This window comes from Wukongibacter baidiensis, assembly GCF_050888315.1.
Classification (GTDB): Bacteria; Bacillota; Clostridia; order Peptostreptococcales; family Caminicellaceae; genus Wukongibacter; species Wukongibacter baidiensis.
The window spans coordinates 2,688,506-2,704,255 of record NZ_CP138202.1 but is presented as its reverse complement, the minus strand read 5'-3'; the positions used below and the strand labels follow the sequence as shown (position 1 = coordinate 2,704,255).

Here is a 15,750-nt window from a genome sequence, read left to right as displayed (position 1 = left end):
ATATGAATGTCTTAGGAGTAAAGAGGGGTGTTATTATTAGAAAGATATATTTAGTAGAGGATGAAGAACATCTGGCCACACTGCTAACAACTTATTTAGAAGATGAAGGCTATGAGGTGAAGATATTTAACGATGGATTAAAAGCCTATAAAGAAATAAGTACAGATGTTGATTTATGGATACTGGATATCATGGTGCCTGGAATGAATGGTTACACTTTAATTAAAGAGATAAAAAAGCATAACAAGGAAGTGCCTGTGATATTCATGTCTGCCCGTAATGCTGAATTGGATCGAGTGATTGGACTAGAAATGGGTAGTGATGACTATCTGCCAAAGCCATTTTTACCTAGAGAATTGGTTTTGAGAGTTAATAGGTTATTGAAACAAGAGAAAAGAAAAACAGATCATTCATCTGAATTTATTGGAGAGTACTCTTTTAGAAGGCAGACAAGAGATTTAGCTATTGATGGTGAAAGTATTATCCTTACAAATAAAGAATATGATTTATTAGATTATTTCATTAAAAACATTGGAATAGCAGTAAAAAGAGATGAGATCATAGATTATGTTTGGGGTATAGATTATTTTGGATCATCGAGAGTCGTTGATGACACTATTAGACGAATAAGAAAAAAAGCACCTAGATTGCCAATAGAAAATGTCTATGGATATGGATATATAATGAAACGTGAGTATAGCGATGAAAAATAGAAATCACAACCCCAAAAACTTAAGCTATAAAATTTGGATTGAATTTGCAAAAATACTCATTATTTTATTTATAGTTTTTCTCATTATAAATATAACGATAATAGAAAAAATTCGTAGTAGAAGCGCTTATGAAAGATTAAGAGAAATAGCCACTATATCAGAAGATTATGATAATGAAAGCGTGCTTGAGGAAGATGGTGAGCTATATTTCCCAATGTTTTTTACAATTCATATGGATGAAAGTCAATCAAAAATAGAGAATATACTTATTAATGATTTTGTGAGAAAAGCTTACCTTCACCATTCTCATGACGATCAAATTATACAAGATATATCAAACTTAGTTGTAAAAGATAGTGGGAAAATATCTAATGGCAAAATCAATTATTATTTCATGAATTTTTATTACTATGGCGTGAAAGAGAATAGAAATATCAAGGTTTATATAGAAAAAGCTGAAGATAGTGTATTGAGCTATTTACTTTTGGCAATGATGATAGCAGTTTTCTTAGTGTTTATATTTATTGTATCAAGAAAGATAGCTAAAAAGATTGCATCACCCATTCAAGAATTGAAGGGATTTACCGATGAAATAGCAAGTAAGAATTGGGATTATACCGTCAAAATGTCCGATACTATTGAAATCAATGACTTGATTCAAGACCTAAATAAGATGAAAGAATCTCTAAAAGAAGCTGATAATAGAGAAAAAGAATTTCTTCAATCGGTATCTCATGATTTAAAAACTCCGGTAATGATTATAAAGGGCTATATTGAAGCTGTAAAAGATGGAAAATATAAACCGAATGATTTGGAATACATTGATATTATCCAAGAAGAATCAAACAGACTAGAAAGAAAGATTATCCAGCTACTAAGACTGAATACTTTAGAACATATACAAAGAGATCAAAGTATCTGGGAAGAAGTTAGCATTGATAGGATGATAAGAAATTTAGTTCAGAAATATAAAATTATCTGCCCTGATATTGATTGGGAATTAAATCTTAGAGAGTTAGAAATCTCAGGAGATGTTGAATCTTTACTGATTGCATTTGAAAATATTTTAGATAATCAGATTAGATTTGCAAAACAGAAAATTAAAATCGATATAACTGACCATGATAAAATTATCATATCCAATGATGGACCTCATTTTTCGATTGAAAATCCAGATGATCTATTCGAAAGTCATACCAAAGATAAGCAAGGGAATTTTGGATTGGGATTAGCGATTGTGAGAAGAGTGATAAGGATTCATGGTGGCGAAGTTTATGCTAGTAATTGTGAACAAGGTGTTAAGTTTACGGTTGTATTTAATAGAAATTAGAATTTGATGGGTGTCTTAGAATCAAAAGAGCGCAGCAGAGTTTTGAATTTTTCATGAATAATCCGGGATTAAGTATATGGACAGAATAAAAAATTATTTTAAAAGGTAAAGATTCTTTTGGAGTGAAAATTTTATGAAAACGGGATGCAGGCATTAATTTGCCTGCATCCACTTAAATAGTCCATACGAGAATAATTTATTGTAGTCATTTAAACGATATGCGAAAAAATATAAGAGCTTTCTATGGAATAATCGGTTTAAAAAGATTCACCGCTTGTTAGCTAAAACATTTGCAAACTACTTTAGTAGAAGATTATTCGTTTACATTTTAGGATTGTTTTGCTTTATAATACGAGTAATTCTAAAGATTAATATGAGAATTTTCTTTATCTAATCCTTTTTTTATAGCATTCTGAATAATCCCTTTAAAACCATATGAATTTAAAACATTTAATGCTGTAATCGATGTTCCATCAGGCGATGTCATACGCTCTTTGAAGACTGCAGGGTGTTCTTTTGAATTTAACAACCTAGTCGCTACTCCAAGCATGTTTTGAAGTGTAAATTCTCTAGATTGACTACGAGAAAAACCAACAAAAACTCCAGCATCAATCATTGCTTCAACGAATTCATAAATATATGCTGGTCCTGCAGTACAGTAGGCACTGAAAGCATTAAACAAGCTTTCCTGGATCTTAGTTGTTTCACCGATAGATTGCAATAGTTGATCAATCTCAGCAAATTCTTCTTCACTTACATTTTCATTATAGCAAATACCACTGACCCCTTTTCTTGTATCGGTTAAAGTATTAGGCATTACGCGAAATATTTTTCGGTTCGTCCCAATGATATTTTCAATAGATTGGATGTCAATTCCTGCAGCAATAGACACTACAATACAGTTATTATTGCATTTAAGAACTGGTAGAACTTCAACAATATTTTGTGGACGAACGGATACGAAAACCACATCAGCTTCTTTTACTGCATTTGATATATTTGTAAATGTATTAATACAATATGTCTTCTTTAAAGAAGACATTCTATCTTTGGAAATATCATAAATAAGAATTTGCTCACTATTAACGGTTCCACTAGATATAAATCCTTTGATTATACCTTCCGCCATCATTCCTGCACCAATAAATAATATTTTTTTCCTCTGCATTTCTGCATCCTCCTTGTTAAACAAATCATTTTATAAAATTGATTCCGTGTAGGAATCTTTATTAAAAAGAACTCGTTTGAGTATTCATTTTATCTAAGGTTATGTGTTTATTCTGCCTATGGCTACTGCTTCGACCACTGTCTCAATAAATGGATAATTGCGAATTTCCTCTTTGTTTTTCAGTCCTTTTGGAGATGCAAAAAATTCTCTGTAGTTAGAGGAAAGTCTTATAGAAGTGCCTCCGCTTTCAAGAACTTTGATTTCAGCTAATTCTCCGCACGTTTGTATAGACCAGTTAAGAGCATCTTCATATCTTTTGAAGACGTTTCTGCCCTTTAACGATAAACATACAAAACCAGAATATTCACCTTCTTCAATTTCATTTGGTTTTATAGTTATTAAAAAATCTTCCCTTATGATGCCAGTTATTGCTCCTGTTGCATTTGCAACTTCGGCAAAGGGTGGTGTTATTACTTTGCAGTTTAGAGCACTAGCAACATCGTCAAGGAATACATGGATTGGAGCTCCAACACCAACAAGTGATATGTTTGACTTAATGTTAATATTGAATAGAGGGTTATTATTGAAATAACTCATGAGAATGAGATCTCTCACTTCTGGTCTGTCTAAACTGACTTTGTCATCTGACATCATCTTGACTATTTTATAAAAAAGCCTGCTTTTGATAAAGTTGTAGACTACATTACAAAGTTCTTTTACTCCAGACAGGTTTACTCTTTCTGCCATTATTTCAGAGCATATGCTCGCTGCCTCTGTATTGAATTCATTAAAATCACCTTTTATATGCATTATGTCTGTAGGGGTCAGACCGCTTTTCAGTATTATGTCTTTATCTATAAGATTCCTAATATCAAGTTCACTGATAAATGTCTTAAGTTTTACTGAAATTTGTTCAATAGATTTTGGACCATTACGCAGAAGGTCGATGATAATCTTTTCGTTTTTAGAAAACTTGACATTTTTGCAATTTTGATTCAATATAAGAAATTCACATAGAGGATATGTTTTCTTTTTTCTTGCATTTAGAATTTTCTTTGCTTGAATTATTACCTCAGGATACCCCTCTGCTAGCCTTGAGAATGGAAGAATCCTTTCAGGACCTATTATGATATTTTCATTTATATCAAAGCTGATGCGACTGTCTCCTCCAAGCCCTACGGTTCTCATTTTGATTGAGGGGATATAGGGTCTATAATCTCCAATCACTAAACCTTCTTCACATGTACCTGCCTGACAATCCCGAACTAGGGCAAGGTCACTGGTTGTACCTCCCATGTCTACAACTATACAATCCTTCTCGTTTGTAAGTGTGATTGCTCCTGCAATGCTTGACGCAGGACCAGAGGCAAGAGTAAAGACTGGATTCTCAAGAGCTATTTTCTCAGTCATGAGTGTACCGTCACTTTTCACGATGGAAATTGGTGCTGATATGTTCATATTATGAAGACTTTCTTTGACAGATTTTATGAATTCTCTATTTATATTTACCAATTTAGCATTCAGAAGCGCAGTGCTTGCCCTTTTCAGAAAATTAAGTTTGGTCGTAAGCTTGTGAGCACATACACATGTCATGCCTGTTTCACGTATTATGATGTCCTTAGCGATGAGCTCGAACTCTGGATTTCTTATCCCCCAAATTTGTGCTACTGCAAATGAATCTGTTGAACGGATTGATTTCAGTAGCTTCTTTTTAAACTTGCTCCAGTCGGGAGTCATTATGATGTTTCCCAGACAGTCGTGTCCCCCTTTTAGATATATTATGTTGACTGCATTCTGAAGACCAAATTCAGCCCCTTTTTCGTCTATAATCCCCTTAATGATCTCTGGCGACGGGCCTATAAGCACAAGGGTGGCCCGACATCCTTTGTTCTCTACAGCTGCATTTGTTGCAAGTGTAGTAGACAGAGAGACAAAATCAATTCTTTCTCTATAGTGTTCAGAGAAGTGCCAAATAGCTTCTGTGATGGATTTTTTTAAATTATTCTTTATAGTAGGTGTTTTGACAGATGATATAATTTCCTTTGTATCATAATCGTATAGGATGGCATCTGTATAGGTACCACCAGTATCGATTCCCAAGCCTATGTTCATTCAAGCCTCCTAGCAATTATTCATCAGATTCAAATAGTAGGATAAGTCTTCTAACTAGCTCCTCAGGGGTACTTGAAGTGTTTACGCCAATTTTTTTAAGATCAGCAGTAACGTCTACAGGTACATCATCTCCCGTATCTTCATTGAGCCTTCCGCCCATGAATACTGGAATGTTGATGGCGTACTCTTCCATTCCTTCTGTAAGGGTTTTGCCATAGGAAAGTGCTCCTCCATTATGAGTGCTGACAATTAGGATGTCTGCTTTTTCTTTAGATGTTAGATAAACGAGGTCATTCGGATTTCCTACAGAACCTGCATCAAAGACTTCCACCCCACATTCCTTTAAAACTCCGTTTATAACCATCTTACCGAATTCATGGACATCGGTAGTTGCCACAACTGCCTTTAATCCAGTTATGACACTAGAATTTTTGATGTTCTTAAAATCTATTCTTTGGTTTTCTTTTTCTATGAAGTCTTCGATTTTTGCATACATTCCTCTTGGAACTATTGGTTTGTATGTAGATGATTCCTCATCCAATGTATCTGTAAAAATTTTCTCGATATATACTGGATTGATGTTTTTAATTGCAAGCATCATTTGAAGTGGGTCAGTGATGTCTACAACGTCTTTCAAAAAGTTAATCATGTTGTTGAAGTATTTCTGTCCCTGTTTGTATAGTTGGTCGCTAAGTTCATATACTGGAGTAAAGTCAATTAATCCTGATTTATAAATTTTTTCAGCTTCCTTAAGGAGTTGGTTTCCAAATACTTGAATTTGAGCATTTTCTTCGGGCGTAGGAATCCTTATCATTTCTGTTATGGGTAGGGGCTGTATGGCATGTCCTGTAGGATGTTTCATTTGAAGAATCATGTCATATATAGCATATCCAGCAACTGACGCAAAATTTCTATCAAGATCTTCTGTCGCACCAACAGTGTTTCCGATAACCATTGCTCCTACAAGCTTACCATCGTGAATTTTGTTAAGTGCTATAAGTGTAGCCATTCTAAGTTTTGGATCATCTACAAGATTTCCAAAGGTTTGAGCTATTTTAGCACCTGTAAGTTTCTCCACGATATAGAACTCAAGAATGGCCCATGCTATTAAAGAACAAGTATCTGAAAAATACGCACTTACACCATCATCGATATTGGAGTGAACAAGGACGCCGTCATTTCTTTTATCAGCCATGATGCCTAGAGCCCTTATTGTATTTTCAGTTCTTAAAACTTTGTTTTCCCAGAGAGGATACTCATAGGTAAAATATTGAGAATAATTTCCTATTGTAGTAACTCCTGATTTCAAAGCACTAATTGTATTCTCGACTGAGGCTGGGGAACCAATCATGTGGTCGCCATAGTGAGGTTGCATTGGAACGGTTTGTGCAATTCTCTCCCATCCTTCTTCATTTTCAATAAAGAGCCCACTTTCCCTAGCTACTCTATCTCGCATTTGTTTTGGTAGTCCCATTGAGCGGTCAAGGCAAAGACCGAATCTTGTGACTTCGTGACCTCTGCTTACACATTCGTTATAAATATGCTCAAGTCCTTTTATGCTTTTTTCAAAATCAGAAAGCCCATATTGCATATTGAAAGTAACTTTCCTTTCCTTCATCATCTTTTTCTTGTATTCAAGTTCAGACTTAACATTGTTTTCCTTAAGAAAAAGTGTTTGACCAATATCAATTGATTTTGAAAGTTCAATCCCTTCATTCAGTATTTCTTTTCCTGGCCTTAGATTCTTTGGCATGGAACGTTTAATTTGAGATTTCAGTTTTTTATTCATCGAGTACTTGTATGATATAGTCGGAAGCCAAAATCATACTCTCCTTTCATTATTAGTGTTCACTGTGACTACAATGAGTTTAGACCTGTGGACTTTTGATAATTTCCTCGTAGCCTAGACTGCTCGAAGGAGTGTATTGCCACTGTTTTATCTAAATCATTTATAGTTGGATGTGCCTCTGAGCTCTCATATCTATCAAGTCTATGATGATAAAACGAGGTGGATCATCACAGTGTCAATAAAATGAAAGGAGATCCTCAAATGATTTACGTTGGCGTTGATATCGCCAAGAAAACTCATTTTGCCTCTGTCATATCCTCAGATGACGAGATACTCGCTGAGCCCTTTGAATTCTCAAATGACGATGATGGCTTCCATAAGTTGACCTCTTGTCTCAATTCTTTCGAGAAGGACAACCTCATCATCGGCCTTAGATCAACAGCTCATTATGGCAACAACCTTGTTTTTTTCTATATGCCTTGCTCAAGGAAGCTTCTGCACAGCAGGAAATCGCTTCTATGCATATGACTCATCTTGCACATCTTCTTAATGTCGTCATGATCCTTGGTGAGATTGGAGACATTCACCATGTTAGTCATCCTAGCAAGCTTTTGGTTTTTGCTGGTCTCCTTTGAAAATACATGCTGATTGTTAATGATTGACTAAACGATATTATATGACTATAGTAACATTATTAGTAGATATATTCAAGAATAAATATTTGATGCTTTGATGTATTTAAAAAAGACTATATAAATTATTGGATGGTGAAATTGGAATGAAACTAATGTATTAATGGTGATAAATTCTCGATTGATTATAATGATTTTCTATTTGAGTGAAGATTTTCTAACGAGGGTCTTAATAGGTTTTAAGGAGATGAGAATAGTCGAAAAGTATGGCATGTAGTTATACCTTTGATACATTATGGTTTTTGATTAGAAGGTGGTTTGGTAGTATTTATCGTTGATAAATCAAATAGTACGTAGGACTTTTAAAGTCATTATTTAAACTGAGTAGGGTCTATGAATTGTAGGAATCCTTCCTAATATCTAGTCCGATATGTAGTCGTCAACGGGACATGGGTTTTGAATATTTGGAAATCTACTCTCAGCATATTTTGATATGTTGAGAGAGCCTTTATTAATTAGAAGGACAAGTGATGGAAGGCAATGGGATTCATAGAGAATTATTAGAAGTATCTAAAGCTAAGGGTTGCTATCAATTATCTACCAATGGTTATTATGTGGTCAAAAATGAAAATATAATGGGGCTGTCTCATAAAGGTTTCTGATGAGCTCAGCCCCAGGGTGTTTCAGAATGAGCGAAGTTCAAGGTTTTGAAATTCAGGCGGTTTGGCTAGTACTAACGTACGTGCCAAGTCGGTGAACATTTCAAATAACGCAGAAATTCGCCATTCTGGGACACCTCCTATAGTTACTTATAAATCTATGTTCCTTTAGAGTGAAATTTTGGATATAAGTTTTTTACTATTGATGTATTTGAAAGTTTCTTCGCGAACCTCCTCAATGTGAAGATCTACAGCATTTACAGCAGCTTCTATATCTCTTTCTTTGAAAGCTTTTACAATTCTACTGTGACCGTGCAGGTGTACACCTACCATGAGTGCATAGAGGCTCTGAGCCTTTTCCGAGAAACCTAGCATTTCGTAAAAATTCATTAAGTGAAGGTTTTTTGATGCTTTGATAATTAGTATATGAAAATCATAATCAAGCTTGGCATGGGCATCTATTGCATCATTCATACTGATATCTCCAGTACTTTTGTCCATGGTTTCTACTTGATCATTGAAAATATTAATCAGATTTTTTAGATCTTCATCAGTCATATTTTTTATTGCTAATGCAACCGCTTCTTTTTCCACCATTTTTCTTGCATCAAAGTAATCATTCAATTGTTTTTCCTGTGTGTGATTTGCATTGTCATATATCTTTTCATGGTAAGAGACGCTTTTATTCATAATGTCAAACTTTGAAATGTATTGTTTTCCCGCATCGGTTACTGAACGTCCTTTTTTTTCTTTTTGTATAAATCCCTTGTTTTCCAGATCGTTGAGGAGTCTACCAACTGTTGAAAGGCTTAGACTATATCCTTCTTCATCAAGAATTCTGAGTATCTTGTGAGCACCTAAAGGAATACTTGCATCTGATATGGCTTTCAATATTATATAGTCCTTATTTTTAAACTCTGTCATTTTACACCTCCTTCATTGGTTCATTTCATTTTACTATATACATTGTCACAAATCAATAGGTTGCCTAATATAGTAAATATGTTTAAGTGTGAGAAAAAAAACTATTGAATAACAATCAAAATGTGTTATAATGTTTATAAATAGAGTCAAATATGAATACATAACATCTTGATATACTCATAAAAAAGCCGTTAATGCAAATATATGTCAAATGAGATAATTTTATGAATTTGATTAGTGAGACGTATGATGTCATGAACATCTTGAATTAATGGATAAAATCGATTAATTTTTGACCAGTTTTTTGATTGACGAAGGGTATCCAACTTTAGGAAAGAAGGAACACCGCTTAAATAGGTTGATTTACTGATTTGATACTCAGTAATGATATAATATTATTTTATAGGAGGGTATAAATGTCAGATCAAACGAAAAACGTTGAAGTACAAGACCGTGAACAGTGGACTTCGAGAATTGGTTTTATTCTTGCGTCAGCTGGTATGGCCATTGGTATGGGAAACATCTGGAAGTTTCCATATCTTGTAGGAAAGTATGGTGGAGGCGCATTTGTATTGGCATACTTGATTCTTGTTGTAGGTATTGCAATACCACTATTGATGCTAGAGGCAGCAATTGGTAAAAAAGTGCAGAAAGGTGCAATGGATGCCCATGTATTTGCAACTGGTAATGACAAGCTGGGTACATTAACGGGCGGATTTGGTGCATTAATCGGTGGATTTGTTAACTTTACTTATTGTGCAATAATTGGTTACAGTGTTTATTATATTTATGTAGCTTTGACAGCAAAATGGACTGTTATGAGTACTGAAGAAATTTTTAACCATTTTATAGAAAACCGAGCAATACTAACTCTTGTATTTGTATTTGTAGTTTTGGTCACAGGATTCGTTGTTTCTAGAGGTGTTGTTAAAGGGATTGAAAAAGCTTGTAAAATAATGATTCCTACAATATTTATTGCATTTGGAATAATGTTGATTAGGACATTGACTTTACCTAATGTAGCAGAAGGTATAAATTTCTATATGTCACCTAATTTTTCAGCACTTGCAGATCCAAGCGTATGGTTTATCGCACTTGGACAGGCGTTCTTCTCAGTAGGGGTTGGACCAGGATTCCTAATTGCCTATGGTAGCCGATTGAAGAAAGATGACGATATTGCTTTGAATATGACCACAATCGCATTCCTTGACTCATCAATTGCATTACTTGCAGGATTTGCGCTTATTCCGGCAGTAATTGCACTTGGATTCGATCCAAAGGCTGGAGCAGAATTGATTTTCATAATAATTCCAGCGATATTCAATCTTATCCCTGGTGGACAGATTATTGGAGTGATTCTATTTACAGCAATATTCTTTGCAGGGCTGAGTTCAGCTATTGCTAACCTTGAACTTCCTGTTACATCGTTCATGGACAAGTTTGGATGGTCAAGGAAAAAGTCAGTTAGCTTTTTCACAGTATTAACTCTTGCGGTAGGAATTCCTTGTATCTATAATCCATCAATTCTAGAAACGGTAGATATGGTTGTTGGGAATTACGGATATACTATAACTGCTGCAATCTCAGTAATCGTAATAGGATATATATACGGAGCTGAAAAGGTTAGAACTGAAATAATAAATCCATGCAGTGATTTCAAGATTGGCAAGTGGTATGCTCCTTATATAAAGTATGTAGCAGGACCAATAGTAATATTCTTGGTAATCAAGTCTTTGATATAAGAGGAGGAACGGTATGGAAACTTCAGCAGTTATAATGACGATAATAGTAGTAGTGGCTATTTGGGGAACTACAGGAGTACTTGTAGCCAAGAGTATGAAGGGTACTAAAAAGTAACCAATAGGTTCTTGGAATATAGATTCCCTAAAAAAAAATCTGCATCATTGATGCAGGTTTCTTTTTTGATTACAAAACTCTCCTTTGTTATTGAATGTAACAATAAGATAAGCACCAACGATATCGGATAACCGATATTGTTGGTGCTTTTTAGCATTTATGTGATTTAGAAGTACTTTTCAATCAATCGATAAAGGGTCTTCCTAGACACTCCAAGAAGTTCAGCGGCTTGTTTTTTATTTCCACCTGTGATGTCTAAGGCTTCATTGATTAAATTGACGTAAGCGTTGTCTACATCTAGCAGACGTTTGTTCAAGCGAACTTCAGGTTCTTCTTCAACTTTGGATTTTAAGCTATATCCCTTGGAATATATTGCAGATTCTAATGTTTCCTTTGAGATGGCGTTCGTCCTAGACAGTAACGTAACTCGTTGAATAACGTTACGAAGTTCCCGTACATTACCTGGCCAGTCATAAGTCATTAAACAGTTTTTTGCCATAGGATCTAAAAATTTTGGTTCTTCCTCATTAGCATTAGCTACTTGATTAAAAAAAGAATTTGTTAGCAGTAATAAATCATCGCGACGTTCCCTCAGTGGCGGTATTTCAATATTTAGTACCTGTAAACGATAATATAAATCTTCACGGAACAGACCTTCAGATATCATTTTTTTCAAATCTCTGTTGGTTGCTGCAACAACTCTAACATTCACAGGCGTTTCTGTTGAACTGCCTATTCGCGTCACTTTTCGCGTTTCCAAGACTCGTAATAGTTTGGACTGGAAATGATGAGGAAGCTCTCCAATTTCATCTAGAAAGAGAGTACCACCGTCAGCCAATTCAAACTTACCCACCTGTCCATTTTTGGAAGCGCCTGTAAAAGCCCCGCCGACATAACCGAAGAGTTCGCTTTCGATTAAATTTTCAGGGAAGCTGGCGCAATTAAGTGCGACAAAGGGATTTTGACAACGATCACTATGGTTGTGTATTGATTGTGCAAAAAGTTCTTTGCCAACACCGCTCTCACCTACAATCAGGAGGTTATAAGGGCTGTTGGCATAGTTCTTAGCTTCTTGGATAGTCTTTGTGATTACATTACTATTCCCCACTATTGAATCAAATGTATATTCAGCAGTTAATCCCATAATTTTCTTTGTTTTATTCAAACTCAACTGATGGGAATATGCTATTTCAATCATGCCTTCGATATCACCACTTTTATTTTTTATTGGATACATGTTGTTTGAAACAAACTGAGCCTTATTTGAAGAGGTTTGCGATTCTATCTTGACTTCCCAATCTAAAATCTTCTTTCCATTTTTCAATAAATCCATCATTTTTAAGTTACTTGATCCATTTTTTGTGGATTGAATTTTAATGCCAGACTGCTTTGTGATATCCATTATGTTCATACCGATGGCCATGTTCTTATCGAAAATTTGCATGTTTTCGCAATAAGCTTTGTTGCCATAAAGTAAATAAGCTTCTTTGTCGTAGATACAAATTGCATTCTCCACAAAATCAAAACAGTCGAGAAGATAGTTTGCGTTGCCGCTATTTATGTTATAAATCGTCAGTAACATTTTCAAGCTACTAAGCAATTGATTGACTTGGGATACTGCATTGTCTTCGACAACGAAAATCAGGTGATAATTCTCCAAGTTATTGCTTATGGAAAGTTGGTCTTGGTGGGTATTAAACGTATCGATGTTAATGGAATACCCTGAAAGCTCATTCTCCTTATCAGGTGAAAAACAATCAATGATTAACCCCTTTTTTGAGCACAGCAACAAGAGTTGATAGTCAAGCTGTGTTCTTTTCAGAATGAATTCAAACAAGTCTCTGACCAAGGCGTCTCTACCGGTTATTTTACGTTTATCACTTTGTAACGCTATTTTTTTTATATCACTTAAAAAATGTTGAATATTCACCATTGAACAACCTCTCTATTTCTTGATTGTGTGGTGTTACTAATGGTTTCATTATATATGCAACAAGTGAAAAAATCAATTATCAAGCATTATTAGTCTAGCAGAAATCCTTCTGGGAATGGGTCCTTAGGATCAAGAATCCATGTGGCGAACCCCATGATACAAGCGTTACCCGTAATACGTGGGCGAATTGCCTTGATATCACCAACCATGGTTTCTTCCATAACCTCACATTTGAAGATAGAACCGATGATGCTTTCATGGAAAAAATGGTCACCAACGGAAAGTTTTCCTTCATCATACAGAAGGGCTGCCTTGGCTGAGGTACCAGTGCCACAAGGAGAACGATCCACTACTTTTGGCAGTGCAACTACACAGTTTTTAATGTCTGAGTCAGGGATGGTTGGTGGTCCTGAAAATTCCACATGGGTCACACTGTCGACAAATGACAACTCTGGGTGATGAATACTGACCTGTTCGTTGATATCTGCGGCAATGGACTGTGCTGCTTCTACCAATTTACTACTATTGCGTGGCTCAATTGTGAGGCCGATGCTATCAGCCGGTAGAATAGCATAAACATTGCCACCCCAACAAATATCCAACTTCAGTTTCCCAAATAATTTTGTGTCTATTTCTACATTTCTATTTAGTACACTAGCAGGAGCATTGAGAAAGGACACTTCTTCTACAGTGCCATCGATTACCGTGGCCTGTACATTGACTACTCCTGCAGCTGTATCCATGTTGATAACAGTTGTTGGTTCAGTGACTTCGACAAGACCACTTTCAATTAGTGCTACTGCTACTCCGATGGTGTCGTGCCCACACATTGGTAGCCAGCCACTTGCTTCGAAATACAGAATACCAACATCTGTACCAGGGGTACATGGTTCTGTAACCAGTGTAGCAGACATTATTTCACTGCCACGGGGTTCAAAACATAGTAGTTTGCGGAACCAATCTTCGTGTTCCTTCATATAAATATACTTTTCTGCCATTGTTTTGCCAGGAATGTGGCGAAATCCACTAACGACATTTCGAGTAGGGTGTCCCAAAGTGTGGGTTTCAATAGTCCTAAACATCTTTTTTGATTTCATTATAATCCTCCATATTGATTTTAGTCTTATAACTAGTTATATATGCAAAAATTGTACCAATATAAAAAGGGCTATTTTAAGGGTTATTATTCGTAAAATCGAGGAATGTGTATCAAATAGTATACACTGAACACAGTGTAGTGTGTCATAAATGACACACAGATATACAGGTTTGGAGGCTAAAACTCTAAACCATTGAAATGAATGGATTTTCTAGCCTTAATCCAGCAGGATGGAAAACTCTAGTTTTCTAAGTGTATCAAATATGACACACTGGACAAAATGCTGTGCGTCAAAAATGACACACAATTTTGGTTAGATAGTGCTTAATTATCAAAAGGATTGGAAAAAGAAGCTTTGGTTCCATTGAGTAAGTAGAGTGAAAAATTCAACTTAGAGTTGTGTGTCAATTATGATACGTTTTAGTACCTTTTTTGATTAGAATACATGAATTCTTGTAAAAAATAGTGGGATATATAGCTGAAAATAGCTATTTTGGGTTCAAAATAGTTGGCACGTATTTTGCTCTATTAAGGGGCAAGACATAGCGTTAAAAATCTTTTAGCTATAAATTAGGAGGTAGAAATGATTTTTAATATTCAAAAATGTTCAATCCATGATGGTCATGGATTAAGAACGGTAGTTTTCTTAAAAGGATGTCCTTTGAGATGCAAGTGGTGTGCAAACCCAGAATCTCAAATTTATCAGGCGGAAATAATGGAATCTCAAGGGAAATGTATTGGATGTGGTGTTTGCATCAAAGAATGCCCGGAGAATGCCATTCACTTAACCAATGAGGGTCCACAAATTGATAGAGATAAATGTATATCGTGTTTTAGGTGTGTGGAACATTGTTATGCTGGCGCAAAGTATATAGAAGGTAAGGAATATAGCATTGATGAGTTATACAAGGAAATAAAGAAAGATAAAATCTTCTATGATATGAAAGGAGGGGGCGTTACATTTTCTGGTGGAGAACCTCTTACACAACCTGGTTTTCTAAAAGATATTGCAAAAAAGTGTCATGAATCAGGTATTAATGTGCAAATTGAGAGTTGTGGTTATGGTGAGTTTAAGCTTTTTAAAGAAGTGCTGCCATATGTTGATGGCATGTTTATTGATTTAAAGCATATGAATACCAAAATCCATAGAGAGCTTACTGGTATAGACAATGCAGGTATTCTAAAAAATATAAAAGCAATTGATGATTATGGTATGAGTGTTATTATCAGAACACCAGTTATCCCGAATTGTAATGATTCAAAAGAAAATATTGAAGCTAGTGCCAGATTTATAAAAACTTTAAGCAATGTAAAAGAGTACGAATTGCTTCCTTATCATCAGTTTGGCATTAATAAATATAAAGCCTTGGGCAGAGAGTATTTGCTTACGGATACAAAGCCCCCTACTGATGAAGAAATTAGAGATCTTGTAAAATATGCTAATGACATTTTTAAAGGGACAGATAAAGTTTGCTATTATACCAAAAATAACAATCGAGAAATCGTGCGTTGATAGATGGGAATAAGGAGGATG

At 35.2% G+C, this 15,750-nt stretch carries 11 protein-coding genes; 5 read left to right on the top strand and 6 right to left on the bottom strand.

Features of this window, described 5'->3' with window-relative positions:
• The first annotated feature begins 2 nt into the window (after window positions 1–2).
• Window positions 3–713 (top strand): response regulator transcription factor, encoded by a 711-nt coding sequence (locus tag R9X47_RS12190; RefSeq protein WP_432667153.1) that lies wholly within the window; start codon window positions 3–5, stop codon window positions 711–713.
• Window positions 703–2,043, top strand: a complete 1,341-nt coding sequence (locus R9X47_RS12185) for a HAMP domain-containing sensor histidine kinase (protein WP_432667152.1) — start codon at window positions 703–705, stop codon at window positions 2,041–2,043. The genes R9X47_RS12190 and R9X47_RS12185 overlap by 11 nt, the downstream gene beginning before the upstream one ends.
• A 361-nt stretch (window positions 2,044–2,404) precedes the next feature.
• Here the strand turns inward: R9X47_RS12185 and proC are convergent, their stop codons facing one another.
• The 3 genes from proC to R9X47_RS12170 form a co-directional block, all read right to left on the bottom strand.
• Window positions 2,405–3,211: a pyrroline-5-carboxylate reductase gene (gene proC, locus R9X47_RS12180; RefSeq protein ID WP_432667151.1), complete on the bottom strand. Its 807-nt coding sequence runs from the start codon at window positions 3,209–3,211 to the stop codon at window positions 2,405–2,407.
• Window positions 3,212–3,310: 99 nt separating this feature from the next.
• Complete coding sequence (locus tag R9X47_RS12175) at window positions 3,311–5,323, bottom strand: hydantoinase/oxoprolinase family protein (RefSeq protein WP_432667150.1); 2,013 nt, start codon at window positions 5,321–5,323, stop codon at window positions 3,311–3,313.
• Window positions 5,324–5,339: 16 nt separating this feature from the next.
• Window positions 5,340–7,112: a cobalamin-dependent protein gene (locus R9X47_RS12170; protein ID WP_432667149.1), complete on the bottom strand. Its 1,773-nt coding sequence runs from the start codon at window positions 7,110–7,112 to the stop codon at window positions 5,340–5,342.
• 261 nt (window positions 7,113–7,373) lie between these two features.
• On the opposite strand from R9X47_RS12170, the gene R9X47_RS12165 reads away from it, so the two are divergent.
• Window positions 7,374–7,640, top strand: a complete 267-nt coding sequence (locus tag R9X47_RS12165) for an IS110 family transposase (protein WP_432667147.1) — start codon at window positions 7,374–7,376, stop codon at window positions 7,638–7,640.
• Between the two features lie 931 nt (window positions 7,641–8,571).
• Here R9X47_RS12165 and R9X47_RS12160 read toward each other — a convergent pair.
• Window positions 8,572–9,327: an FCD domain-containing protein gene (locus R9X47_RS12160; RefSeq protein ID WP_432667146.1), complete on the bottom strand. Its 756-nt coding sequence runs from the start codon at window positions 9,325–9,327 to the stop codon at window positions 8,572–8,574.
• Between the two features lie 416 nt (window positions 9,328–9,743).
• Between R9X47_RS12160 and R9X47_RS12155 the strand changes: the two genes are divergently transcribed.
• The gene (locus R9X47_RS12155) at window positions 9,744–11,069 is read left to right on the top strand and encodes a sodium-dependent transporter (RefSeq protein WP_432667145.1); all 1,326 of its coding nucleotides are present in this window, start codon (window positions 9,744–9,746) and stop codon (window positions 11,067–11,069) included.
• Window positions 11,070–11,350: 281 nt separating this feature from the next.
• Here R9X47_RS12155 and R9X47_RS12150 read toward each other — a convergent pair whose 3' ends face one another.
• Both R9X47_RS12150 and R9X47_RS12145 read right to left on the bottom strand, forming a co-directional pair.
• Window positions 11,351–13,117: a sigma-54 interaction domain-containing protein gene (locus R9X47_RS12150; RefSeq protein ID WP_432667144.1), complete on the bottom strand. Its 1,767-nt coding sequence runs from the start codon at window positions 13,115–13,117 to the stop codon at window positions 11,351–11,353.
• Between the two features lie 89 nt (window positions 13,118–13,206).
• Window positions 13,207–14,214, bottom strand: coding sequence for a proline racemase family protein (locus R9X47_RS12145; RefSeq protein WP_432667143.1), 1,008 nt, complete (start codon window positions 14,212–14,214; stop codon window positions 13,207–13,209).
• A 585-nt stretch (window positions 14,215–14,799) separates the two neighbouring features.
• On the opposite strand from R9X47_RS12145, the gene R9X47_RS12140 reads away from it, so the two are divergent.
• A complete protein-coding gene (locus tag R9X47_RS12140; RefSeq protein WP_432667142.1) occupies window positions 14,800–15,729 on the top strand; it encodes a glycyl-radical enzyme activating protein in 930 nt (309 codons plus the stop codon).
• The last annotated feature ends 21 nt before the right edge of the window (window positions 15,730–15,750 follow it).

What these genes read in the sequence shown, in the direction of transcription:
- R9X47_RS12140 (WP_432667142.1), top strand. Translation starts at nt 14,800, where the DNA reads ATGATTTTTAATATTCAAAAATGTTCAATCCATGATGGTCATGGATTA.
- R9X47_RS12160 (WP_432667146.1), bottom strand. Translation starts at nt 9,327, where the DNA reads ATGACAGAGTTTAAAAATAAGGACTATATAATATTGAAAGCCATATCA.
- R9X47_RS12185 (WP_432667152.1), top strand. Translation starts at nt 703, where the DNA reads ATGAAAAATAGAAATCACAACCCCAAAAACTTAAGCTATAAAATTTGG.
- R9X47_RS12165 (WP_432667147.1), top strand. Translation starts at nt 7,374, where the DNA reads ATGATTTACGTTGGCGTTGATATCGCCAAGAAAACTCATTTTGCCTCT.
- R9X47_RS12175 (WP_432667150.1), bottom strand. Translation starts at nt 5,323, where the DNA reads ATGAACATAGGCTTGGGAATCGATACTGGTGGTACCTATACAGATGCC.
- R9X47_RS12150 (WP_432667144.1), bottom strand. Translation starts at nt 13,117, where the DNA reads ATGGTGAATATTCAACATTTTTTAAGTGATATAAAAAAAATAGCGTTA.
- R9X47_RS12190 (WP_432667153.1), top strand. Translation starts at nt 3, where the DNA reads ATGAATGTCTTAGGAGTAAAGAGGGGTGTTATTATTAGAAAGATATAT.
- R9X47_RS12145 (WP_432667143.1), bottom strand. Translation starts at nt 14,214, where the DNA reads ATGAAATCAAAAAAGATGTTTAGGACTATTGAAACCCACACTTTGGGA.
- R9X47_RS12170 (WP_432667149.1), bottom strand. Translation starts at nt 7,112, where the DNA reads ATGAATAAAAAACTGAAATCTCAAATTAAACGTTCCATGCCAAAGAAT.
- R9X47_RS12155 (WP_432667145.1), top strand. Translation starts at nt 9,744, where the DNA reads ATGTCAGATCAAACGAAAAACGTTGAAGTACAAGACCGTGAACAGTGG.
- proC (WP_432667151.1), bottom strand. Translation starts at nt 3,211, where the DNA reads ATGCAGAGGAAAAAAATATTATTTATTGGTGCAGGAATGATGGCGGAA.